Source organism: Streptomyces sp. SS7, assembly GCF_037993025.1.
Taxonomy (GTDB): domain Bacteria; phylum Actinomycetota; class Actinomycetes; order Streptomycetales; family Streptomycetaceae; genus Streptomyces.
In genome coordinates, this window is record NZ_CP141223.1 from 2,278,067 (window position 1) to 2,295,989 (window position 17,923).

Consider the following 17,923-nt stretch of genomic DNA (forward strand, 5'->3'; position numbering starts at 1 on the left):
CCCCGTCCACGGCGGACAGGAGCCGACCATCGGCCTTGGGGGTGGACCGACGGTGCGGGCGGGGGGCCGGGAAGATGCACAGCGCCTTGAACGGCGTCCGTATTCCCTCCTCGGCTGCCACCTCTTAGGTCATCGCGTTGTTTCCACAAGCGTTACGCCCAATCTTCGTGGCCCGAGTCACACCGCGTAAGCACTCAAAAACGGCCAGACACGGGCAGAGGTGGTCACCCGTAGTACGTACCCAGGTTGCCGCGATCCACCCCGATCCCGGTCGCACCGTCGGACCCCGCGGCCCCAGGACGGGGTTCTGCGGGGTCCGACACCGAGGGCGGGGAGCCGGCCGAGGAGGGCGGAAGGGGACGACCATCCCCGGTCGCACTTCCCGCGGCGGGCCGTCAGTGCTCGCGCGGCGCCGGCACGACGCGCTCCACCTCGGGGTGCACGGTGAGGAGCTGGCGCATGGCCGCCTCGGCCGCGCCGCCGTCGGCCGCGGCCAGCGCGTCGACGATCCTGGCATGGTGCGCCAGGGACGCCTCGGTCGGCCGGTCGCAGCCCGTGACCGGACCTCCGGACACCTGCAGGGCGGCCGAGACGATCCCCGAGAGGTGCTCCAGCATGCGGTTGCCGGCGACCTGGATGAGCAAGGTGTGGAACTCGGTGTCGGCCCGGGAGTAGGTGAGCGCGTCACCCTGACCCATCGCATGTCCCATGATCTCGACCATGTCGCCCAGCCGCTGCTGGACGTCGTCGCGTCCGTGCCCGGCGGCGAGACGGGCGGCGAGCGGCTCGATGGTCCAGCGCAGCTCGCTCAGCTCCCGCCGCTGGTCGTCGCGCTGCGGTCCGAAGGCCCGCCACTCGATGATGTCCGGGTCGAGCAGGTTCCAGTCGCTGACGGGACGCACGCGCGTGCCGACGTTCGGTCGGGCGCTCACCAGGCCCTTGGCCTCCAGCACGCGCAGCGACTCCCGGACGACGGTGCGGGACACCTCGAAGCGCTGGCCGATTTCCTCGGGCACCAGCGGACGGTCGGCGCCGAGGTCACCGGAGACGATCATCTGGCCCAGCTGCTGGACGAGTTGGCCGTGCAGCCCGCGTCCGCGACTGCCCGCGCTGCGCCGGCCCACGCGGCCCAGCTCGGGGTCCGCGCCCTCCCAGACGGGGGTTCCCACGCGGTCGGCCACCGGAGCGTCGGCGTAGGGGTAGCGGTCGAGTTCGCCCGGGCCGGCCAGACCGGAGTCGGCGGAGCGGGCGGTGGTCATCATGGTGTGCGCAAGGGTACTCACGCATCATTTGTCGGCGCCGCCTCCAACTGCCTTGAGGTCTTTGGTGAAAAGCACACGAAAGGGTGATCGCTCACCCCGTCGCAATTGACGCCTTATCGGAAAGAAACGGGCGTTCTCTGGGTAGTTGTGCACACGCCATGACAGGAAGAGTGCACAACAGCCGTCATCGGACCCTGCTCCGCAGGTTCACCAGCACATACGCGCCCAGGAGTGCGGCGAGGGACAATGCCATTGCGCCGCCCACGGGTTGGCCGATCACGCGCAGTGCCGCGAACAGATAGCGCTCTCCCCCGAAGGGCCACTGGACGAGCAGCACCTCGCGCAATCTCAGCGAGAAGCCTGCCGCGGTCCGCACGGACGCGTGCTCGGCGGCCCTCTGTGCGACGGGTACCACGGCGACCGGTACGGCCAGCACGGCGGCGAGTCCGGCCGTGGTCGACCGGAAGACACCGGCCGCGAGGACGCCGGCCCAGGCGCAGCCGACCACGAGGGCCAGCCAACTCGCACTCAGCGAGACCCACTCGGTGGGAACCTTCGCAAGCTCCCGGCCGTAGAGGAGATAGAGCATCTCGGCGTCGCAGCCCACGGTGAGGAAGGCGAGCATCAGCGCGGTGAGCCCGGCGACGAGGAGCTTGGCGCCGAGCAGTCCGAGCCTGCGGGGGACGGTGCCGCGGTCTGCGGCCAGGGCGGGGTGGCGGAACTCGTCCCCGAAGGCGAGCGCGCCGAGCAGCCCGGCACCGAGCGCCGCCGGCGGCAGCGGCAGCTCCACGGGCCACGCCGCGAGCAGCCGCGCCTGCGACGTGTGTCCCGCACGGGCCAGGAGTACGGCGATGGCGGCGGACGAGAGGAGCACGGCGGCGCCGGTCAGGAAGCCGGTGCCGATTCCGGCGGCACGGCGGAGTTCGTAGCGGAGGGGGCGCAGCGGGCTGGGGGCGGAGCGGACCGAGATCGGGGGCGGCAGGGCCGACGCGGAGTCGAGGTTTCCCGGCAGGGTGGCGAAGCGTGACGCCCGGGAGCGGTCTCGGCGTCTGCCTCGCAGGGTGAGACCGGACCGCTTCGGCGCCCGGGGTCCGTCTCCCGCGGGGTCGGAGGGCGGCTCGGGGAAGGTCAGTTGCTCGGCGACCGCCAACGTCAGAGGCAGGAGTTCGGGCCTGGTGGCGCGTTCGGGAGCCGTTGCGTCGTCCGGACCCGGGGCGGGGGCCAACGCCGGGGCAGGGGCCGACGCCGGGACCGGGGCCGACGCCGGGACCGGGGCCGACGCCGCGGCTGAGGCTGAGGCCGGGTCTGCACCCTCCGTCTCTCCGCCGCTTTCCGCCTCTGCGCCGTCCTCGGTCGCTACGCCGCCCTCCTCCCGTACGGCACGATGCTCACCCACGGCGCTCTTCCCGCGTACGACGGCAGAGCCCCCAGCGCCGGACGGGCGCGGCTCGGGCACGGCGCCCGGGCCCATGTCTCCGGTCTCGTCGGCGAGTTGGTGGACGAGGATGCCGTGCCGGAACGCCGCCTCGCCGACCTCTGCGCAGGTACTGCCGTACACGCAGAGCCGGTTGCCGTCCTCCTGGACGACTTCGACGGAGCGGTGCCCGGTGCGCGCCTCCTTGGTGAGCAGGGCGGCCAGGCGGGCGGCGTGCGGGCTGCGTACAGCCACCCGGGGGCGCAGCCGGGTGCGGGCGAAGTCGGCGACGTCCTGGTCGGCGACGAGCCTGCCCTGTTCGAGGGTGACGACCCGGTCGGCCGTACGGACGGCCGCCTTGGGGTCGGCCGTGGTCATCAGCACCGTGCCGCCGTGGGCCGCGTGCGCACGCACCATGCCGTGCAGCCAACGGTCTTCGCGGCCGGAGAGCCCCTCGGCCGGTTCGTCGAGCACGAGGGTGTGCGGGTCCGCGAGGAGGGCGCAGGCGAGCCCCAGCCGCCGGTCCATGCCCCGGGACAGGGTGCCGAGGCGCTCGTCCCGCAGGCTGATCAGGCCGACCACCTCCAGCACTTCGTCGGCGCGACGGACCGGAACCCCGGCGGCTGCGCAGAGCATCCGCAGATGACCGCGGACGGTGCGGGCCGGGTGCCCGGGCACATCGCCGAGCAGGACTCCGACCTCGCGGCAGGGATGGGCGATGCGGTGCAGCGGGCGGCCTCTGAAATAGGTGAGACCACGGCCCTGTTGGAGTTCGAGCATGAGTCTGAGCGTCGTGCTTTTTCCCGCACCCGGCGCCCCGAGCAGCACGGTGACGCGGCCCGCACCTGCCTCGAAGGAGACGTCGTCGACGGCGGCTGGAAGCTCCTTGCGGGAGTCACTGGTCAATCCGAAGGCCTGGATCACCTTCAGGAAGATAGCGCGCCATATGAGGTTTTTCCGGACACAGCATGGCCGACGGGGCGGGCCGTGTGGACACGTCCGACCCGCCTCCCCTCGGCGTTGGCACCGACTCCCTTGCTACGGCGCGCAGTTGCGGAGTTCCGGTGTCACACCTCGGGACGCAGCATCGGCGGGTTGAGCAGCGTCGCGCCCCCGGCGCGGAACAGCTGGGCCGGGCGGCCGCCCTGGCGCGTGGTGGTGCCGCCGGTGGGGACCAGGAAGCCGGGGGTGCCGGTGACCTTGCGGTGGAAGTTGCGCGGGTCGAGGGCCACGCCCCAGACCGCCTCGTAGACCCGGCGCAGCTCGCCGACCGTGAACTCGGTGGGACAGAACGCGGTCGCCAGGGAGGAGTACTCGATCTTGGAGCGGGCCCGCTCCACCCCGTCCGCGAGGATCCGGGCGTGGTCGAAGGCGAGGGGCGCGACGGGTTCGCCGTCCCGTCCGTAACCACCCTGTTGGAGCAGTTCCTCGACCGGCGCCCAGCGCGCGTTGCTCGCGTCGCCGCCGGCCCGGGGGGCGGGCAGGTCGGGGGCGAGCGCGAGGTGGGCGACGCTGACGACACGCATCCGGGGGTCGCGCTCGGGGTCGCCGTAGGTGGCGAGCTGTTCGAGGTGGGCGCCGTTGCCCTGGGCCGGGGCGTCGGGGTCGTGGGCCAGCAGTCCGGTCTCCTCCTCCAGCTCCCGCGCGGCCGCCCGGGTGAGGTCCTCGTCGGCCCGTACAAAGCCGCCGGGGAGGGCCCATCTGCCCTGGAACGGCGACTCGCCGCGGCGTACCGCCAGTGCGCACAGGGCATGACGGCGCACGGTCAGTACGACCAGATCCACTGTGACGGCAAAGGGCGGAAAGGCTGACGGGTCGTAGGGCATGCGGCGATCATAGTCGTCTCCCTGACGATAAACACACACTTCGCCGGGCGCTGTCCCGTCCCTCGTCGTCCGAGGTCACACTCCCCATTGCAGTCCTTCCGCCGCCTCCTCGACCATGGCGAGACCGAGTCGGCTCACCCGTACGGAGAAGGGCTCGCCCGCGACCCGCAGTCCGGTCAGACCGATCTCGCCCAGGGGTGCGCTGCGCTGGGGGCGCAGCGTGACCGTACCGGCGGGTGCGTCGGGCCGGATGCCGACCGCAGTGGTCAGCAGCAGGATCCCGGCGGCGGCCGAGGTGGCGGCCGGACGGCAGGCGGCCGGGTGGGGCACGGGGAGGCTCCCTTCGGTGCGCTGCTCCCCGGCGTACATCTCCGGGAGGCGGTACCCGAAGGCCTCGGCCGCTGCCAGCACCCCGCCCAGCAGCCCACCCGCCTCCTTCTCGTAGCCGGCGGCGGCCAGACCGGCGACGGCGATCGCCGTCTCGTGGACCCGGACGGCGCCGCCGCGGTGGCCGAACGGGTTGTGGCCCGCCTCCTTGGCGCTCAGGCTGCGCAGGCCCCAGCCCGAGTCGAGTGCGGGGCCGCCGAGCAGCCGGGCCAGGCTCTCGGTCTGCACCTTGTCGAGGAGTCCCGCAGCCATGACACCGCCTCCGAGCAGGCCGGTGTCGAGGAGGTGGACCGCCGCGGCACCGAGCTGGGGCACCGGGCGCCCGTCCGGGGTGAGCGCGGCCGGGGGTCTGCCGGCGGCTCGGTCGTCGAGCCAGAAGTCCCGCCGGAAGACCGCCCGCAATCTCCGCGCCCACTCCCGCAGCCAGTCGGCGTCGGCGCTGGCCCTGCCACAGCTGTCGAGCAGGTCGGCGCCGAGCAGGGCCGCCCGATGGGCGTGCGCCTGGGTCTCGCAGCGGACGGGCCCGCCGGGCTGGGGGTCGCGCAGGTACGTCCCCTCCCCCACGGCGGTCCGCAGCCAGGCAAGGCAGCGTTCGGCACTCGGCAGCAGTTCCTCCGTGTCCTGCTCGGGCAGCCCCCAGCGGCGGGCCTCGGCGAGGAGTACCGGGAAGAGCAGGGTGGCCTCGGTGCCGGTGCAGCTCGGCGGCAGATGGGCGCCCGCGTCCCGCCGCGGGCCGGGAATCATGCCGTGGCGCGGTCCCTGCTGTGCGCACTGGGTGCGGGCCAGGGTGCGCAAGGTGCCCACCGCGAGCCGGGTCCCCAGCGGCAGGGTCATACGGGCTGCGGCGAGGGCCTCGGCCGGTGCCAGACCGCAGCGCCACGGCGCCCCCGCCGCGAGATGGATGTCCGCGGGACGGGCGGGGTCGCGGACCAGCAGGGCCTGGAGATCGTCGACGCTCGTGGCCATGAGCGCCGCCAGGCGTGGATCGTCCCCCGTCGCACGGGCGGGCGCCAGTGGACTCGTGGCCGCGCGGCCGACGGCCCGGGCCGGGCCCGCGCCGTCCGGGCGGACCTTCAGTTCCACGCGGACGCTGCCACCCGGGGTCAGCTCGAAGTCCCAGCGCAGGAGTCCCGCGGCGGCGATCGCGTCGGCCGGTGGCGGGTCGGCGGTGACGCGCGAGGTGCCTGCCGGGGACGACCAGCACAAGCCGGAGTCCCGGACGTGGGCGGGGAGTTCCGGGCCCACGGCACCGGCCGCGATCGCCCCGATGTCGGCGAGGTCCGTACCCAGCGCCACTTCGACCGGCACGCGCAGGGGCCGGGCGCAGGCGTTGCGCAATGTGATCAGTTCCGTGCCGTCCGCGCAGCGGCTCCGCTCGACGACGACGTCCGGATCGGGGCCGCCGTGCGGCGTGACGCGCACCGTGCCCGTGAAGTGCGCCCGGTCGGCGGAGACCATCCGGGCCTGCACTCCGAGCGGTTCCCGGCCGGCCACACGCACCTGGCAGCGCGACAGGACGCGCCGGCCGGCCCGGTAGAAGCCTTCCAGTCCGCGACCGGTCAGCTGTCCCTGCTCCGTGGAGACGGCGAGGCCCGGCAGGGCGACGCAGATGATCGCGGTGTGGGTGGACGGCAGTTCTCCGAGCGGCGGAACCGCCGAGGTGCCGACGGTTCTGCCGGGGCTGTGGCGGCCCTGGCCGGTGAAGGCGCCCGGAGTGTCCTCCGCCCTTCGAGCAGGCGAGGCGGGTCGCGCGGTGGAGGGCGGAGTCGGCTGGTTCATGAGGTGGCTTCTTCTGCTCTCTGTGCGCCTCGGACAGGGCGTGGCCGGTGACGGACTCCGGCGATGCGGGTGCCGGTGGCTGGCGGTTCCTCGCGGTGCGGCTCTACCGCCACTCAGGTGAACGGGGCGGGACTCGCCCAGGTCACGGCTTTGGCGGGCGGACGCCGCCGATCGGCGGAGGGGCGGGCGGCCCGTCATACGGGGAGGGACGCGGGAGACGGCCGTCGACGTCTCCGCTCCGGTTCAGCCCTCACCCTGGGTGTCGTCGCCGTCGGCCGGCACCCCTTCGGGGCAGGCTCGGCGCCGTGCGGTGGGCTTGCCGACGGCGGGTGGGCGGGAGCCGCCCCTGTCGGCGGGGGCGGGACGCGTCCCGGGCTTACGCAGACGCCCGGCGTTCGCGCCTGGCACGCGCCGCGCGCGTGCGGTCCGGTCGGCGCGCTTGGCGTCCCCGGCGGCGGCCGGGGCGTCCACCTCGCCTGCCGTCGGTGCGCCGGTCCGACGTCCTTCGCGCTCCGAGCGCAGGCAACGGCGTACCGATTCCGGGTCGAGTCCCTCGTTGCAGGCCTGGTGCAGCAGACGGGCGAAGAGGTAGTCGGGGTCCGCGCCCAGGGCCATGGCGAGGGCCTCGCGTGCCTCGAGTTCGTCGCCGCCGGACCAGGCGACCCAGCCGGCGAGGGTGAGCGGTGCCGCGGCGTGTTCACGGAAGGGACCGACGCAGCGGCGGGCCAGTGCCCGCCACAGGCGCAGGGCGGGCGGCGCTTCGTCCCCTTCCATCCATTCCGCCGCCCGGTCGCGGGTCACCCGGTCCTGGAGGCCGAGAATCAGGGCGGCGGCCTCGTCACAGCCGAGCAGTGCGTCGTCCCTGCGGTCCGCTTCGGCGTCGCCCAGGACGACGGGTGCTTGGGCGAAGCGCCTGATGAGCCGTCCTGCCCGTTCGATCGTCTCCCGGGCCACCACCGCACGGCTCGCCTCGTCGAGCATCCTCGTGACCAGCGCGATGTTCGCCGTGTCCAGGGCGACCTCCTGTTCCAGCGCGACGCCCGTCTCCAGGGGCTGTAGCCGGGCGCGCAGCTCGCGCAGGGTGCCCCGGACCTGGATCCCGGCGTAGGTGGCGGCCGCGGCCAGCACGGAGGTGCCGGGCAGGCCCATGGAGGTCCCCTCCACCGGGCAGCAGCCCACGCGCGGGCAGCAGTAGGACCAGAATCGGCCGTCGGAGATGCAGAGCGCCTCGATGACCGGGGCGCCGAGCCTGCCGCAGGCGACCCGCAGGGCCTGGGCCAAGGGCTTCAGCCGGGCCATCACCTCGCGGCCCGTCTCACCCTTCGCCGGGTCCTGGCAGAGGTAGGCGACCATCTGGGCCGGGCGGGCGCCTCGGCGGGCGCCTCCCTTCACCAGTCCCTCCGCGAGCTGCCGTGCGACGGCGGTCCAGTCGGCGGGCTGGGCGGGGATGCCGAGCCTGGCCCGGCCGCCGAACCGGCCCCGGCCGGCCCGGTCGCTGAGGGCGACCAGCACGATGCTGTCCTCCGGGCGGTAGCCGAGCAGGTAGGGCAGGGCGTCGGCGAGTTCGCCCGGGGTGCGCAGGGTGACGTGGTGGGCGGCGGAATCACCGGTGCACGGGGGGCTCGCGTCGTAGGGAGTGCTCGCGTCATAGGGGGTGTGACTGATGTACGCCAGGGGCGCGTCGTACGGGGGCTCGTCGTACGGCCAGTCCTCGCCCGTCACGGATGTGTCGCCGTACGGAGTCGTGTCGCCGTGACCGGGGCCTACGCCGTCGCCAGGGGCGTCACCGTGGCCGGAGGCTCGGCCGTGACCGGACCCGGACGCCTCGCCGTGAGCGGGCCGGCCGTCCTGAGGGATGGGCCCGTCGACCTCCGCACGGCGGGAAATGTCACCGTTTTCGAAGGAGCCGGTCGTTTCGCTGTGGTTCGTCATGAGCCGACGATCTCGCGGATCACGATCCTCCGCTTCGACCTGTGGATAAGTCCGATCAGGGACACATCAACGCAAAGCCCGGGTGTCGCTCGGGCGCGGTCTGTCAGAGCCGTCCTGTTGTATGGGAGGCATGGAGCACACGAGCAACGCGGATCTCCGGGCCGATGCCGACGCCGTCCTCGCCCGCCTCGTCGGCGGCACCCCGGGCGCGGCCAGACTGCGCGAGGACCAGTGGCGGGCCATCGAGGCGCTGGTCGCCGACCGGCGCCGGGCCCTGGTCGTGCAGCGGACGGGATGGGGGAAGTCCGCGGTCTACTTCGTGGCGACCTCCCTGCTGCGGGCCCGTGGCTCCGGCCCCACCGTGATCGTCTCGCCGCTGCTCGCCCTGATGCGCAACCAGGTCGAGGCCGCGGCCAGGGCCGGTATCCACGCACGCAGCATCAACTCCGCGAACACCGAGGAGTGGGAGACCGTCCGGGCCGAGATCGCCTCGGGCGAGGTGGACGTACTGCTGGTCAGTCCGGAGCGGCTCAACAACCCTGACTTCCGGGACCAGGTGCTGCCGGAACTGGCGGCCGCGACCGGCCTGCTCGTGGTGGACGAGGCGCACTGCATCTCCGACTGGGGGCACGACTTCCGGCCGGACTACCGCCGGCTGCGGACGATGCTCACCGATCTCCCGCCCGGGGTCCCGGTGCTCGCGACGACCGCGACGGCGAACGCGCGCGTGACCGCCGACGTCGCCGATCAGTTGGGGACGGGCGGCTTGTCGGACGCCCTGGTACTGCGCGGCCCGCTGGACCGGGAGAGCCTCAGTCTGAGCGTGCTGCGGCTCCCCGACGCGGCGCACCGGATGGCCTGGCTCGCCGACCATCTCGACGCGCTGCCGGGCTCCGGAATCATCTACACGCTCACCGTCGCCGCCGCCGAGGAGGTCACCGCGTTCCTGCGGCAGCGCGGACACGTCGTCGCCTCGTACACGGGCCGGACGGAGAACGCAGACCGGCAGCAGGCCGAGGAGGATCTGCTCGCCAACAAGGTCAAGGCCCTGGTCGCCACGTCCGCGCTCGGCATGGGCTTCGACAAACCCGACCTGGGCTTCGTCGTGCACCTCGGTTCCCCCTCCTCCCCCATCGCCTACTACCAGCAGGTGGGCCGCGCCGGCCGCGGCGTCGAGCACGCCGAGGTGCTCCTGCTGCCGGGCAAGGAGGACGAGGCGATCTGGCAGTACTTCGCGTCGCTGGCCTTCCCCTCCGAGGAACTGGTGCGCCGCACGCTGGACGTCCTCTCGCGCGCGGAGCGGCCCGTGTCGCTGCCCGCGCTGGAGCCGCTGGTGGAGCTGCGCCGCTCCCGGCTGGAGACCATGCTCAAGGTGCTGGACGTGGACGGCGCGGTGAAACGGGTCAAGGGCGGCTGGATCGCGACCGGCCGGCCGTGGACGTACGAGACCGAGCGCTACGCGTGGGTCGCGCGCCAGCGCGAGGCGGAGCAGGAGGCGATGCGCGGGTACGCGGCGACGACCGACTGCCGGATGGAGTTCCTGCAGCGTCAGCTCGACGACGAGGACGCCAAGCCGTGCGGACGGTGCGACAACTGCGCGGGGGCTCGCTACGCCGCGGAGACTTCGACGGCCGCACTGGACGCCGCGCGCGTGGATCTCGGCCGGGCGGGGGTCGAGGTCGAACCGCGGCGGATGTGGCCCACCGGCCTCCCCGCGATCGGTATGGATCTCAAGGGGCGCATTCCGGCCGCAGAACAGGCGCAGCCGGGACGCGCGCTGGGACGCCTCTCGGACATCGGCTGGGGCAATCGGCTCCGTCCGCTGTTCGCCCCGCAGGCACCTGACGGCCCGGTACCGGACGACGTGGCCAAGGCGGTGGTGGGCGTCCTGGCCGACTGGGCGAAAGGGCCCGGCGGTTGGGCCTCGGGCGCCTCCGACGCCGTCGCGCGCCCGGTCGGCGTGGTCACCGTCGCCTCCCGGACTCGGCCTCGGCTGATCCAGTCGCTGGGAGCGCGGATCGCCGAGGTGGGGCGGCTGCCCCTGCTGGGAGCGGTGGAGTACGCGGCCGATGCGGCGCCGGTCTCGCGCAGCAACAGCGCCCAACGCCTCAAGGCCCTCCACGGTCTGCTGGAGGTACCGCCCGCGCTCGCCTCGGCGCTGACGGAGGCCCCGGGACCGGTCCTGCTCGTGGACGACTTCACCGAGACGGGGTGGACCGTGGCGGTCGCGGCGCGCCTGTTGCGGCGCTCGGGCGCCCAGGCGGTGCTGCCTCTGGTGCTGGCTGTACAAGGCTGATCACGCACCGGGTGCGGAAGGGGCGTCCACTGCCGTCGCACGCGTCCGTCCATGAATCACTGGGTAGGGATATAAGACACACACTGCCCTATAACGGTCTGTGGCCCCAATTGCTCGTTGCCGCATCCAAGTTCGACAGGAAGAATTGAGGTCCGCTCCCCGCACGGCTGGCCCGTAGTCCGGTTGGGCTCTGCTGCGGCGTGCGCTCCCCCCATCCGACCCGCCCGCAGTGTGGGCCGTAGCCGAAGGGAGGATCGTGACCCTCGGATTCGCTCCGTCCTCGACAGCATCGTTGTCGTCGTCCACGTCCGCCGCCTCCGCCCATCGTCTGCTCGAGCCCGCGGAGTGGTCCGCGGCCGGCATCCCTCTGCTGCGCAACCCGCGCGAAGTGGTCAGCGGGCTGCACTCGCGGCACCGGCCCGGGCCGGCCACCGCGATCGTGGCCGTGCTCGATCCCGACGAACGGGTCTGCGCCAGCGCGTCCTTCACACGACGTCAGGCACCCGCTGACGGCTGGATGTTCCGAAACGCGCTGCTCGCCCAGCTGCGCCGGGTCATTCCGCACGACCTGCGGCGGCGTACGCCGGTGCGGACCGCGGTGCTGCTCTACTGCCGCGAGGGCGACGCGCGCTGGACGGAAGAGGACGGAGCGTGGATGTGGGGCCTGCGTGACGCCTGCACGCTGCACGGGCTGCGCTGCGGGGCGTACATCACGCTGACCCGGGACGGCTGGCAGGTGCTCGGCGAGGGGCGCGGAGGCCGCCGCCCCAACACGGAATCCGCTCCGGAGCCCTTCGGCCTGTCCGAGGCACCGCCTCCCCTGCCGCGTACCGGTGGGGTCATGTCGGAGGTTCTGCGCCGCGCTGCCGCCCGCTGAGCGCATCAGGGGGTACGACGGCCCGGGCAGGCTCCGGGTTCGCTTCGGTGGGACCCGCGCACGACACCGCCCGGTCCCGGCTTTGAAAGGCCATCCGGCCACCCCTGGAACCCCAGGCGTCCTCGCGTGCCGTCCGCCCAGGTGCTCTGCTGATCCTCGGCGGACCACCAGCCCGGTGCGGCGCGGCGCCGAGCGAAGCCTGTGCCGTCCACCGGGGCTACCGCGAGGCCACGTTCGTCCGGCGGCCGGTTCCGGGCGCGCCGAAGCGTGCGCCGAGACTCACGTCGTCCGCGCACGCGAAAGCACACCGTGGAGGTGCCGCGGCAGCGAGGCCTTGCCCGGCCCCGGCGCCTCCTGGTCCACCGGTTCGGCTCAGACTCCTGCGCCGAGCACCGCGTTGATCTGCTGGGGGTCTCCGCAGACGATCAGCAGCGAGCCGGCCCGGGAACGAGCCGTCGGCAGAGCCTCGGCAGCGGACTCCGCGCCGCCGTTGACGGCGACCACGACGACGGGCCGCACGCCCGCGCGGCCCGCGGCGGCGCCATCGGTGTAGAAGACGTCGTCCCCGGCGTCGTGCTGCGCCCAGTAGGACGCCTCACCGAAGGACAGTTCATGGACGGCCCAGGGGTGCTGTTCACCGGTGGTGATCACCAGTACGTCACCTGGGGCGCGCCCCGAGTCCAGGAGCAGGTCCACGGCCTCCTCGGCGGCGTCCAGCGCCCCCTGGGCCGAGGCCGGGATCAGCTGGATCTGGGGAGTCGCCGAAGCGGGAGCGGCCGGGGCCGAGGGCCCGGGCTTGGGGGCGGCGTCACGCGGGGTGCGCTGCACCGGCGGCGCGGGCCGGAGGGGGCCGGGACGACCGGGACGCGACGGAGCCGCGGGACGGGGGCCGGGTACGGGTCGAGGGGTCGGCGCTGTACGGCCGCTGGCCGGAGTGGCGCGGGGACCCTGGGCACTCTCGTGAATCTGAGGCTCCTCGGGAATGAGAGGCATGGGCTGATTTTTATCAAACATTGGTGCGGCTGGCGCCAGTGGGTGGCACATCAGTGCGAGCGAAATCGTCAGAAGTCGAAGCCGAGCTGACCCTCGATCTCCGGAACGCTTCCGTCCGCCCAGCTGCGGGCCTTCTTGAGGTGCCGCCACTGGGGCAGCGCATCAAGATACGCCCACGACAACCGGTGGTACGGGGTGGGGCCCCGCTCCTCCAGTGCGGCCTTGTGCACGGGCGACGGATACCCGGCATTGTCCGCAAAACCGAAGTGTGCATGCTCGACACCCAGTTCGGCCATCATTTTGTCGCGCTGAACCTTGGCGATCACCGAGGCCGCCGCGACCGCCACACACGACCGGTCGCCCTTGATGACCGTGCGGACCTGCCAGGGGGCGCCGAGGTAGTCGTGCTTGCCGTCGAGGATCACCGCGTCGGGCCGGACCGGCAGCGCCTCCAGCGCCCGCCCCGCCGCGAGCCGCAGCGCGGCCGTCATCCCCACGTCGTCGATCTCCTCCGGGGAGGCGTGCCCCAGGGCGTAGGACGTCACCCAGGTCCGCAGCACCTCGGCCAGCTCGGTGCGCCGTTTGAGGGTGAGCAGTTTGGAGTCGGTGAGACCTGCGGGCGGGCGACGTAGTCCGGTGACCGCCGCGCAGACGGTGACAGGGCCGGCCCAGGCTCCGCGGCCCACCTCGTCGACACCGGCAATGACCTTCGCTCCGGTCGTTGCGCGGAGGGAGCGCTCGACGGTGTGGGTGGGGGGTTCGTACGGCATGGCGCCCTTAGCGTACGCCGCCGAGATCCCCTCGCGACACCCCGGTTCGCCATGACTGCCCACCCGCCTCCGACAGGCCCGCCTCCGTCACCGTCAGGCCGGGTCCGGACGCAGCAGCGGAAGCATGAACCCGTCGATCATCTCTTCCAGTTCTTGATCGCTCCATTCGCTTCCGCACACTTTGGATCGGTACATCATCATGGCCGGAATGGCGTCGAAGACGTAACCGTTCGCGGCCCCCTCCCCCACCTCACCTCGCTCGATCCCCCGAGTAATGACGTCATGCAGCATCCGGACGGCCGGTTCGACGACCCCTTGGACGATCAGTTCCCGGAACCGCTCCGACTGAGATGGATCGCATTCGTGAATGATCGAACGCAACGCGAAGCCCGGGCGCGAGAACATCGCGTCCCGCGCCGTCCGGCACAGCGCCACCAGGTCCTCCCGCACGTTCCCGAGATCGGGTGCCGCGTCCAGCCGGGGCAGCTCGGCACTCAGCGCGTCGGCGACGAGATCCTCCTTGGAGGGCCAGCGGCGGTAGACCGCCGCCTTTCCGGTCTGGGCCCCGGCGGCGATCCCTTCCATCGTGAGGCCGTTCCAGCCGACGGTGCCGAGTTGCTCCAACGCGGCATCGAGGATCGCGCGTTCGAGCACGGCGCCGCGCCGCCGCGGGGAGGCCGTCCGGGCAGGTGCGGCCGTCCAGCGCGAAGTAACCATCCGAGTGTCTCCAGGCGAGCAGAGGGGGCGGGGAGTTCCGAGCGGTACGGGGTGCGGGGCGGGGCCGCGGCGACAGCGGGGGACGACGCCGACGGACACCCTGAAAGTGAACGCTTGCGTTCACTAGTGGGGACTCACTACCGTGAACGTGAACGCCAGCGTTCACTAATGCAGTTGTGGGGGACCCATGATGACAACCTCTCAGTTGATTCAGGACCAGAAACCGGGGCGGGCCCGCCGGGAGGGGCACCCCGGTGTCGCGCTCACCGTCATCGCAGCCTGCCAACTCATGGTGGTACTCGACGCGACGATTGTGAACATCGCACTCCCGCACATTCAAGACGCGCTGAAGTTCAGCACGACCGACCTCACCTGGGTCGTCAGCGCCTACACACTCACCTTCGGCGGTCTGCTCCTGCTCGGCGCCCGAGCAGGGGACATCCTCGGCCGACGCCGCGTGTTCATGACCGGAATCCTGCTCTTCACCTTCGCCTCGCTGCTCGGCGGACTGGCTCAGGAACCCTGGCAACTGCTGGCGGCGCGAGCCCTCCAGGGGATGGGAGGCGCCATCGCCTCGCCCACCGCGCTGGCGCTCATCACCACCACGTTTCCCGAAGGCCCGGAACGCAACCGGGCCTTCGGCGTCTTCGCCGCCGTCTCCGCGGGCGGCGGGGCCATCGGCCTGCTCGCGGGCGGCATGCTCACGGAGTGGCTGGACTGGCGGTGGGTGCTCTTCGTCAACGTGCCCATCGGCATGCTGATCGCCTCGCTCACTCCGCTCTACATCAACGAGTCGGAGCGGCATCCGGGGCGCTTCGACATCGCGGGCGCCGTCACCTCGACGGCCGGTATGGCCTCCCTGGTCTACGCGTTCATCCGGGCCGCCGGGGAGGGCTGGCGGGACGATCTGACGCTCGGGGCCTTCGGCGCCGCGCTGGTGCTGCTGCTGGCCTTCGTGTTCACCGAGATGCGGGCCAAGGAGCCGATCACCCCGCTGAAGATGTTCGCCGACCGCAACCGCTCGGGCACGTACCTGATCATGCTGAGCCTGGCGGCGGCGATGTTCGGCATGTTCTTCTACATCGTCCTCTTCGTGCAGAACGTGCTGGGCTACAGCCCGATCAGGGCCGGGCTCGCCTTCCTGCCCATCACGGCCGCGATCGCGGTCGGCGCCGGCCTGTCGCAGCGCTTCCTGCCCACCCTGGGCCCCAAGCCGTTCATGCTCGCCGGGGCCGCGCTGGTCGTGTCCGGGCTCTCCTGGCTGACGTTCATCAGCCCGGACAGCTCGTATCCGAGCGGAGTGCTCGGCCCGATGCTGGTGTTCGGCTTCGGCATGGGCCTGAACTTCGTGACGGCGACGGTCACCGCCGTCTCCGGCGTCGCCCCGCACGAGGCCGGTGCCGCATCCGGACTGCTCAACGCCACCCAGCAGGTGGGGGGTTCGCTCGGTCTTGCCATCCTGACCACGGTCTTCGGCTCGGCCGGCAAGGACGAGGCGGAGAAACAGCTGCCTTCCTTCCTCACCCACGGCACGGCCGAGCAGAAGGCCGAGTTCGCCAAGACGCATCAGCTGCCCGCCCCCTGGGGCCACGAGGTCCTCGCGCACGGTATCTCCACCGCCTTCGTCCCGGCCGCCGCGATAGCCTGCCTGGCCCTGATCACCGCCGGGTTCGTGATCAAGGTCCGCAAGAGCGATCTGGACGCCCTGTCCGGGACGGCGGGGCCCATGGCGGGGTGAATCGCGCGGACGGCCCGGCGCCGCCCCGAGCGCGCCCCGCAGAGGCGGCGCCACGGCCGTATGCGACGCACCGACCACCCGCAGCAACGCGCCGACCACCCGCGCGAACACGACGCACCACACGTCCACCACCCCCGAACTACCGCTCCCCGTCGCCCGCGGCTCGCCCGTGGCCTGTGCACATCGAACGGCGGATGACCGAAGAACGCCCCGCGGTCACACAGAGTTCCCGGCGAACACGCTGAGTTTCGGACCGGGCGGAGGATTTCCGGCTCGGCGCGGGAGAATCCGGCTTTGGGACGGTCGAGTCCGACGCAGCGGTCGCCGCCGCTCGACCTGGTCAGGCGGGCGCGGCGACCCACCCCGGAAGCGCCTCCACCTGTTCCGCCCACGCGGCCGGAGGGATGCCGGTCTTGCCGGCGGACAGCACGCCGCCCACGATGGCGCAGGTGGTGTCGACGTCCCCGCCGACCTGCGCGGTCGTCCAGAACGCCGTCTCGTAGTCGCCGAGGGCGCGCGCGGCCGACCAGAGCGCGAAGGGGACGGTGTCATGGGCGGACGTACGCCGTCCGCAGCCCAGTACGGCCGCGACCGTACCCGCGTCGTCGTAGTCGAGCATGTCCCTGGCACGCCGCAGACCGGCGCCCACCGCGCTCTTGGGGACCAGGGCGATGACACCGTCCAGCAGCGCCGCGGGGCCGGGCGGGCCACCCGGTGCGCCGACCAGCGCGGCGGCCGCGGCGACGGCCATGGCACCGACCACGGCCTCCCGGTGCTGATGCGTGGGATAGGAGGAGATCTCCGCCTGGTGGGTGGCCTGCTCGGGGTCGTCCGCGTACCAGGCCCCCAGAGGAGCGATCCGCATCGCTGCGCCGTTGCCCCAGGACCCCTGCCCCTTGAACAGGGCCGCCGACAGTTCGCGCCAGTCGGCGCCCTCCCGGACCAGCCGCAGCAGGCGGTTGACCGCGGGGCCGTAGCCTCGGTCGAAGTCGTGGTGCTCCGCGAAGGAGCGGGCCAGGGCGTCCTGGTCGATACGGTCGTGGGAGGCCAGGACGGCCACCACCGAACAGGCCATCTCGGTGTCGTCGGTCCATTGCCAGGGGCCGGGCGGCAGGGCGCGTTCCTTCAGCAGCGGGTAGTTCGCGGGTACGAAGAACTGGGACCCGAGCGCGTCGCCCACCGCGAGGCCGCGCAGACTGGCGAGGGCGCGCTCCAGGCGCCCGTCGGAAGAGGAGTCAGCGGTCATCGCCCTGCCACTCTATCCGGTGACCCCGTACGGCTCAGGATCTCGCCACCGGTCGAAGGGCCGGTCAAGGGTGTACTTGCCGTCGTCCCCGAGGACGAGCATGCGCATCTCGGCGTTCCCCGGGTTCGACAGCGACTCGAATTCGGCGACCGTCCAGTGGAACCAGCGCATGCAGAACAGCCGCATGGCGAGGCCGTGGGTCACGATGAGCACGTTCGGCGGATGGTCGGGGGCCTCGAAGCTGCGGAACAGGCTCTCCAGGAAGCCGCCGACCCGGTCGTACACATCGGCTCCGCTCTCCCCCTGGGCGAAGCGGTAGAAGAAGTGCCCGTAGGCGTCCCGGTAGGCCTTCTGCAGCCGTACGTCGTCACGGTCCTGCCAGTTCCCCCAGTCCTGCTCGCGCAGCCGGGGCTCCTCGCGCACCCTGATGCGGTCGGGATCGAGATGGAAGGCCTGAAGGGTCTCGTGGGTGCGGCGGTAGGGGGAGACGTACACACTGACGGGCTCGTCGCCGAGCACCTCCCGGAGCCTTTTGCCGGTCTCCTCGGCCTGTCGCCGGCCCCGGTCGGTGAGGGCCAGCGCATGGTCGGGTTCACGCTCGTAGACGGTGTCATCAACATTGCCCGTTGATTCCCCGTGCCGGACAAGGACGATGCGCCGTGGTCGTGCCATGCCAAAACCCTAGA

At 72.4% G+C, this 17,923-nt stretch carries 13 protein-coding genes; 3 read left to right on the forward strand and 10 right to left on the reverse strand.

The annotated features are described in order from the left end of the window. Window positions 1-395: 395 nt before the first annotated feature. The 5 genes from U5640_RS10215 to U5640_RS10235 all read right to left on the reverse strand — a co-directional run bounded on the left by U5640_RS10215 (window position 396) and on the right by U5640_RS10235 (window position 8,249). The gene (locus U5640_RS10215; protein WP_340375483.1) at window positions 396-1,283 is read right to left on the reverse strand and encodes an FCD domain-containing protein; all 888 of its coding nucleotides are present in this window, start codon (window positions 1,281-1,283) and stop codon (window positions 396-398) included. Between the two features lie 163 nt (window positions 1,284-1,446). Continuing rightward, the gene (locus tag U5640_RS10220) at window positions 1,447-3,600 is read right to left on the reverse strand and encodes an ABC transporter ATP-binding protein (RefSeq protein ID WP_340375484.1); all 2,154 of its coding nucleotides are present in this window, start codon (window positions 3,598-3,600) and stop codon (window positions 1,447-1,449) included. 143 nt (window positions 3,601-3,743) lie between these two features. Then, entirely contained in the window at window positions 3,744-4,502 is a 759-nt protein-coding gene (locus U5640_RS10225) for an NUDIX hydrolase (protein ID WP_340375485.1), read from the reverse strand. A gap of 75 nt (window positions 4,503-4,577) precedes the next feature. Beyond that, window positions 4,578-6,668 carry a glycogen debranching N-terminal domain-containing protein gene (locus U5640_RS10230; protein ID WP_340375486.1) on the reverse strand — a complete coding sequence of 697 codons (2,091 nt, stop codon included), beginning with the start codon at window positions 6,666-6,668 and terminating at the stop codon, window positions 4,578-4,580. Between the two features lie 243 nt (window positions 6,669-6,911). Next, window positions 6,912-8,249 carry a DUF4192 domain-containing protein gene (locus U5640_RS10235; RefSeq protein ID WP_340385031.1) on the reverse strand — a complete coding sequence of 446 codons (1,338 nt, stop codon included), beginning with the start codon at window positions 8,247-8,249 and terminating at the stop codon, window positions 6,912-6,914. Window positions 8,250-8,730: 481 nt separating this feature from the next. Here U5640_RS10235 and U5640_RS10240 point away from each other — a divergent pair, with 481 nt between their 5' ends. Both U5640_RS10240 and U5640_RS10245 read left to right on the forward strand, forming a co-directional pair. Further along, on the forward strand, window positions 8,731-10,896 hold the full coding sequence (locus U5640_RS10240; protein ID WP_340375487.1) for a RecQ family ATP-dependent DNA helicase: 2,166 nt from the start codon (window positions 8,731-8,733) through the stop codon (window positions 10,894-10,896). 256 nt (window positions 10,897-11,152) lie between these two features. Continuing rightward, window positions 11,153-11,773, forward strand: coding sequence for a hypothetical protein (locus tag U5640_RS10245; RefSeq protein ID WP_340375488.1), 621 nt, complete (start codon window positions 11,153-11,155; stop codon window positions 11,771-11,773). Between the two features lie 372 nt (window positions 11,774-12,145). Here U5640_RS10245 and U5640_RS10250 read toward each other — a convergent pair whose 3' ends face one another. From U5640_RS10250 to U5640_RS10260, 3 genes are all read right to left on the reverse strand, one after another. Further along, a complete protein-coding gene (locus tag U5640_RS10250) occupies window positions 12,146-12,766 on the reverse strand; it encodes a hypothetical protein (protein WP_340375489.1) in 621 nt (206 codons plus the stop codon). A gap of 68 nt (window positions 12,767-12,834) precedes the next feature. Next, the gene (locus U5640_RS10255; protein ID WP_340375490.1) at window positions 12,835-13,536 is read right to left on the reverse strand and encodes a ribonuclease HII; all 702 of its coding nucleotides are present in this window, start codon (window positions 13,534-13,536) and stop codon (window positions 12,835-12,837) included. Window positions 13,537-13,629: 93 nt separating this feature from the next. Next, a complete protein-coding gene (locus tag U5640_RS10260) occupies window positions 13,630-14,253 on the reverse strand; it encodes a TetR/AcrR family transcriptional regulator (RefSeq protein WP_340375491.1) in 624 nt (207 codons plus the stop codon). Between the two features lie 190 nt (window positions 14,254-14,443). Here U5640_RS10260 and U5640_RS10265 point away from each other — a divergent pair, with 190 nt between their 5' ends. Continuing rightward, window positions 14,444-15,991 carry an MFS transporter gene (locus tag U5640_RS10265; RefSeq protein ID WP_340375492.1) on the forward strand — a complete coding sequence of 516 codons (1,548 nt, stop codon included), beginning with the start codon at window positions 14,444-14,446 and terminating at the stop codon, window positions 15,989-15,991. Between the two features lie 340 nt (window positions 15,992-16,331). Here U5640_RS10265 and U5640_RS10270 read toward each other — a convergent pair whose 3' ends face one another. Continuing rightward, window positions 16,332-17,237 (reverse strand): ADP-ribosylglycohydrolase family protein, encoded by a 906-nt coding sequence (locus U5640_RS10270; protein WP_340375493.1) that lies wholly within the window; start codon window positions 17,235-17,237, stop codon window positions 16,332-16,334. A gap of 12 nt (window positions 17,238-17,249) precedes the next feature. Continuing rightward, window positions 17,250-17,909, reverse strand: coding sequence for a histidine phosphatase family protein (locus tag U5640_RS10275; protein ID WP_340375494.1), 660 nt, complete (start codon window positions 17,907-17,909; stop codon window positions 17,250-17,252). Window positions 17,910-17,923: the final 14 nt, after the last annotated feature.

Bases quoted from the DNA above. Each gene is read 5' to 3' on its own strand.
- U5640_RS10225 (WP_340375485.1), bottom strand. From the start codon at position 4,502: ATGCCCTACGACCCGTCAGCCTTTCCGCCCTTTGCCGTCACAGTGGAT.
- U5640_RS10230 (WP_340375486.1), bottom strand. From the start codon at position 6,668: ATGAACCAGCCGACTCCGCCCTCCACCGCGCGACCCGCCTCGCCTGCT.
- U5640_RS10240 (WP_340375487.1), top strand. From the start codon at position 8,731: ATGGAGCACACGAGCAACGCGGATCTCCGGGCCGATGCCGACGCCGTC.
- U5640_RS10250 (WP_340375489.1), bottom strand. From the start codon at position 12,766: ATGCCTCTCATTCCCGAGGAGCCTCAGATTCACGAGAGTGCCCAGGGT.
- U5640_RS10255 (WP_340375490.1), bottom strand. From the start codon at position 13,536: ATGCCGTACGAACCCCCCACCCACACCGTCGAGCGCTCCCTCCGCGCA.
- U5640_RS10260 (WP_340375491.1), bottom strand. From the start codon at position 14,253: ATGGTTACTTCGCGCTGGACGGCCGCACCTGCCCGGACGGCCTCCCCG.
- U5640_RS10265 (WP_340375492.1), top strand. From the start codon at position 14,444: ATGACAACCTCTCAGTTGATTCAGGACCAGAAACCGGGGCGGGCCCGC.
- U5640_RS10270 (WP_340375493.1), bottom strand. From the start codon at position 17,237: ATGACCGCTGACTCCTCTTCCGACGGGCGCCTGGAGCGCGCCCTCGCC.
- U5640_RS10275 (WP_340375494.1), bottom strand. From the start codon at position 17,909: ATGGCACGACCACGGCGCATCGTCCTTGTCCGGCACGGGGAATCAACG.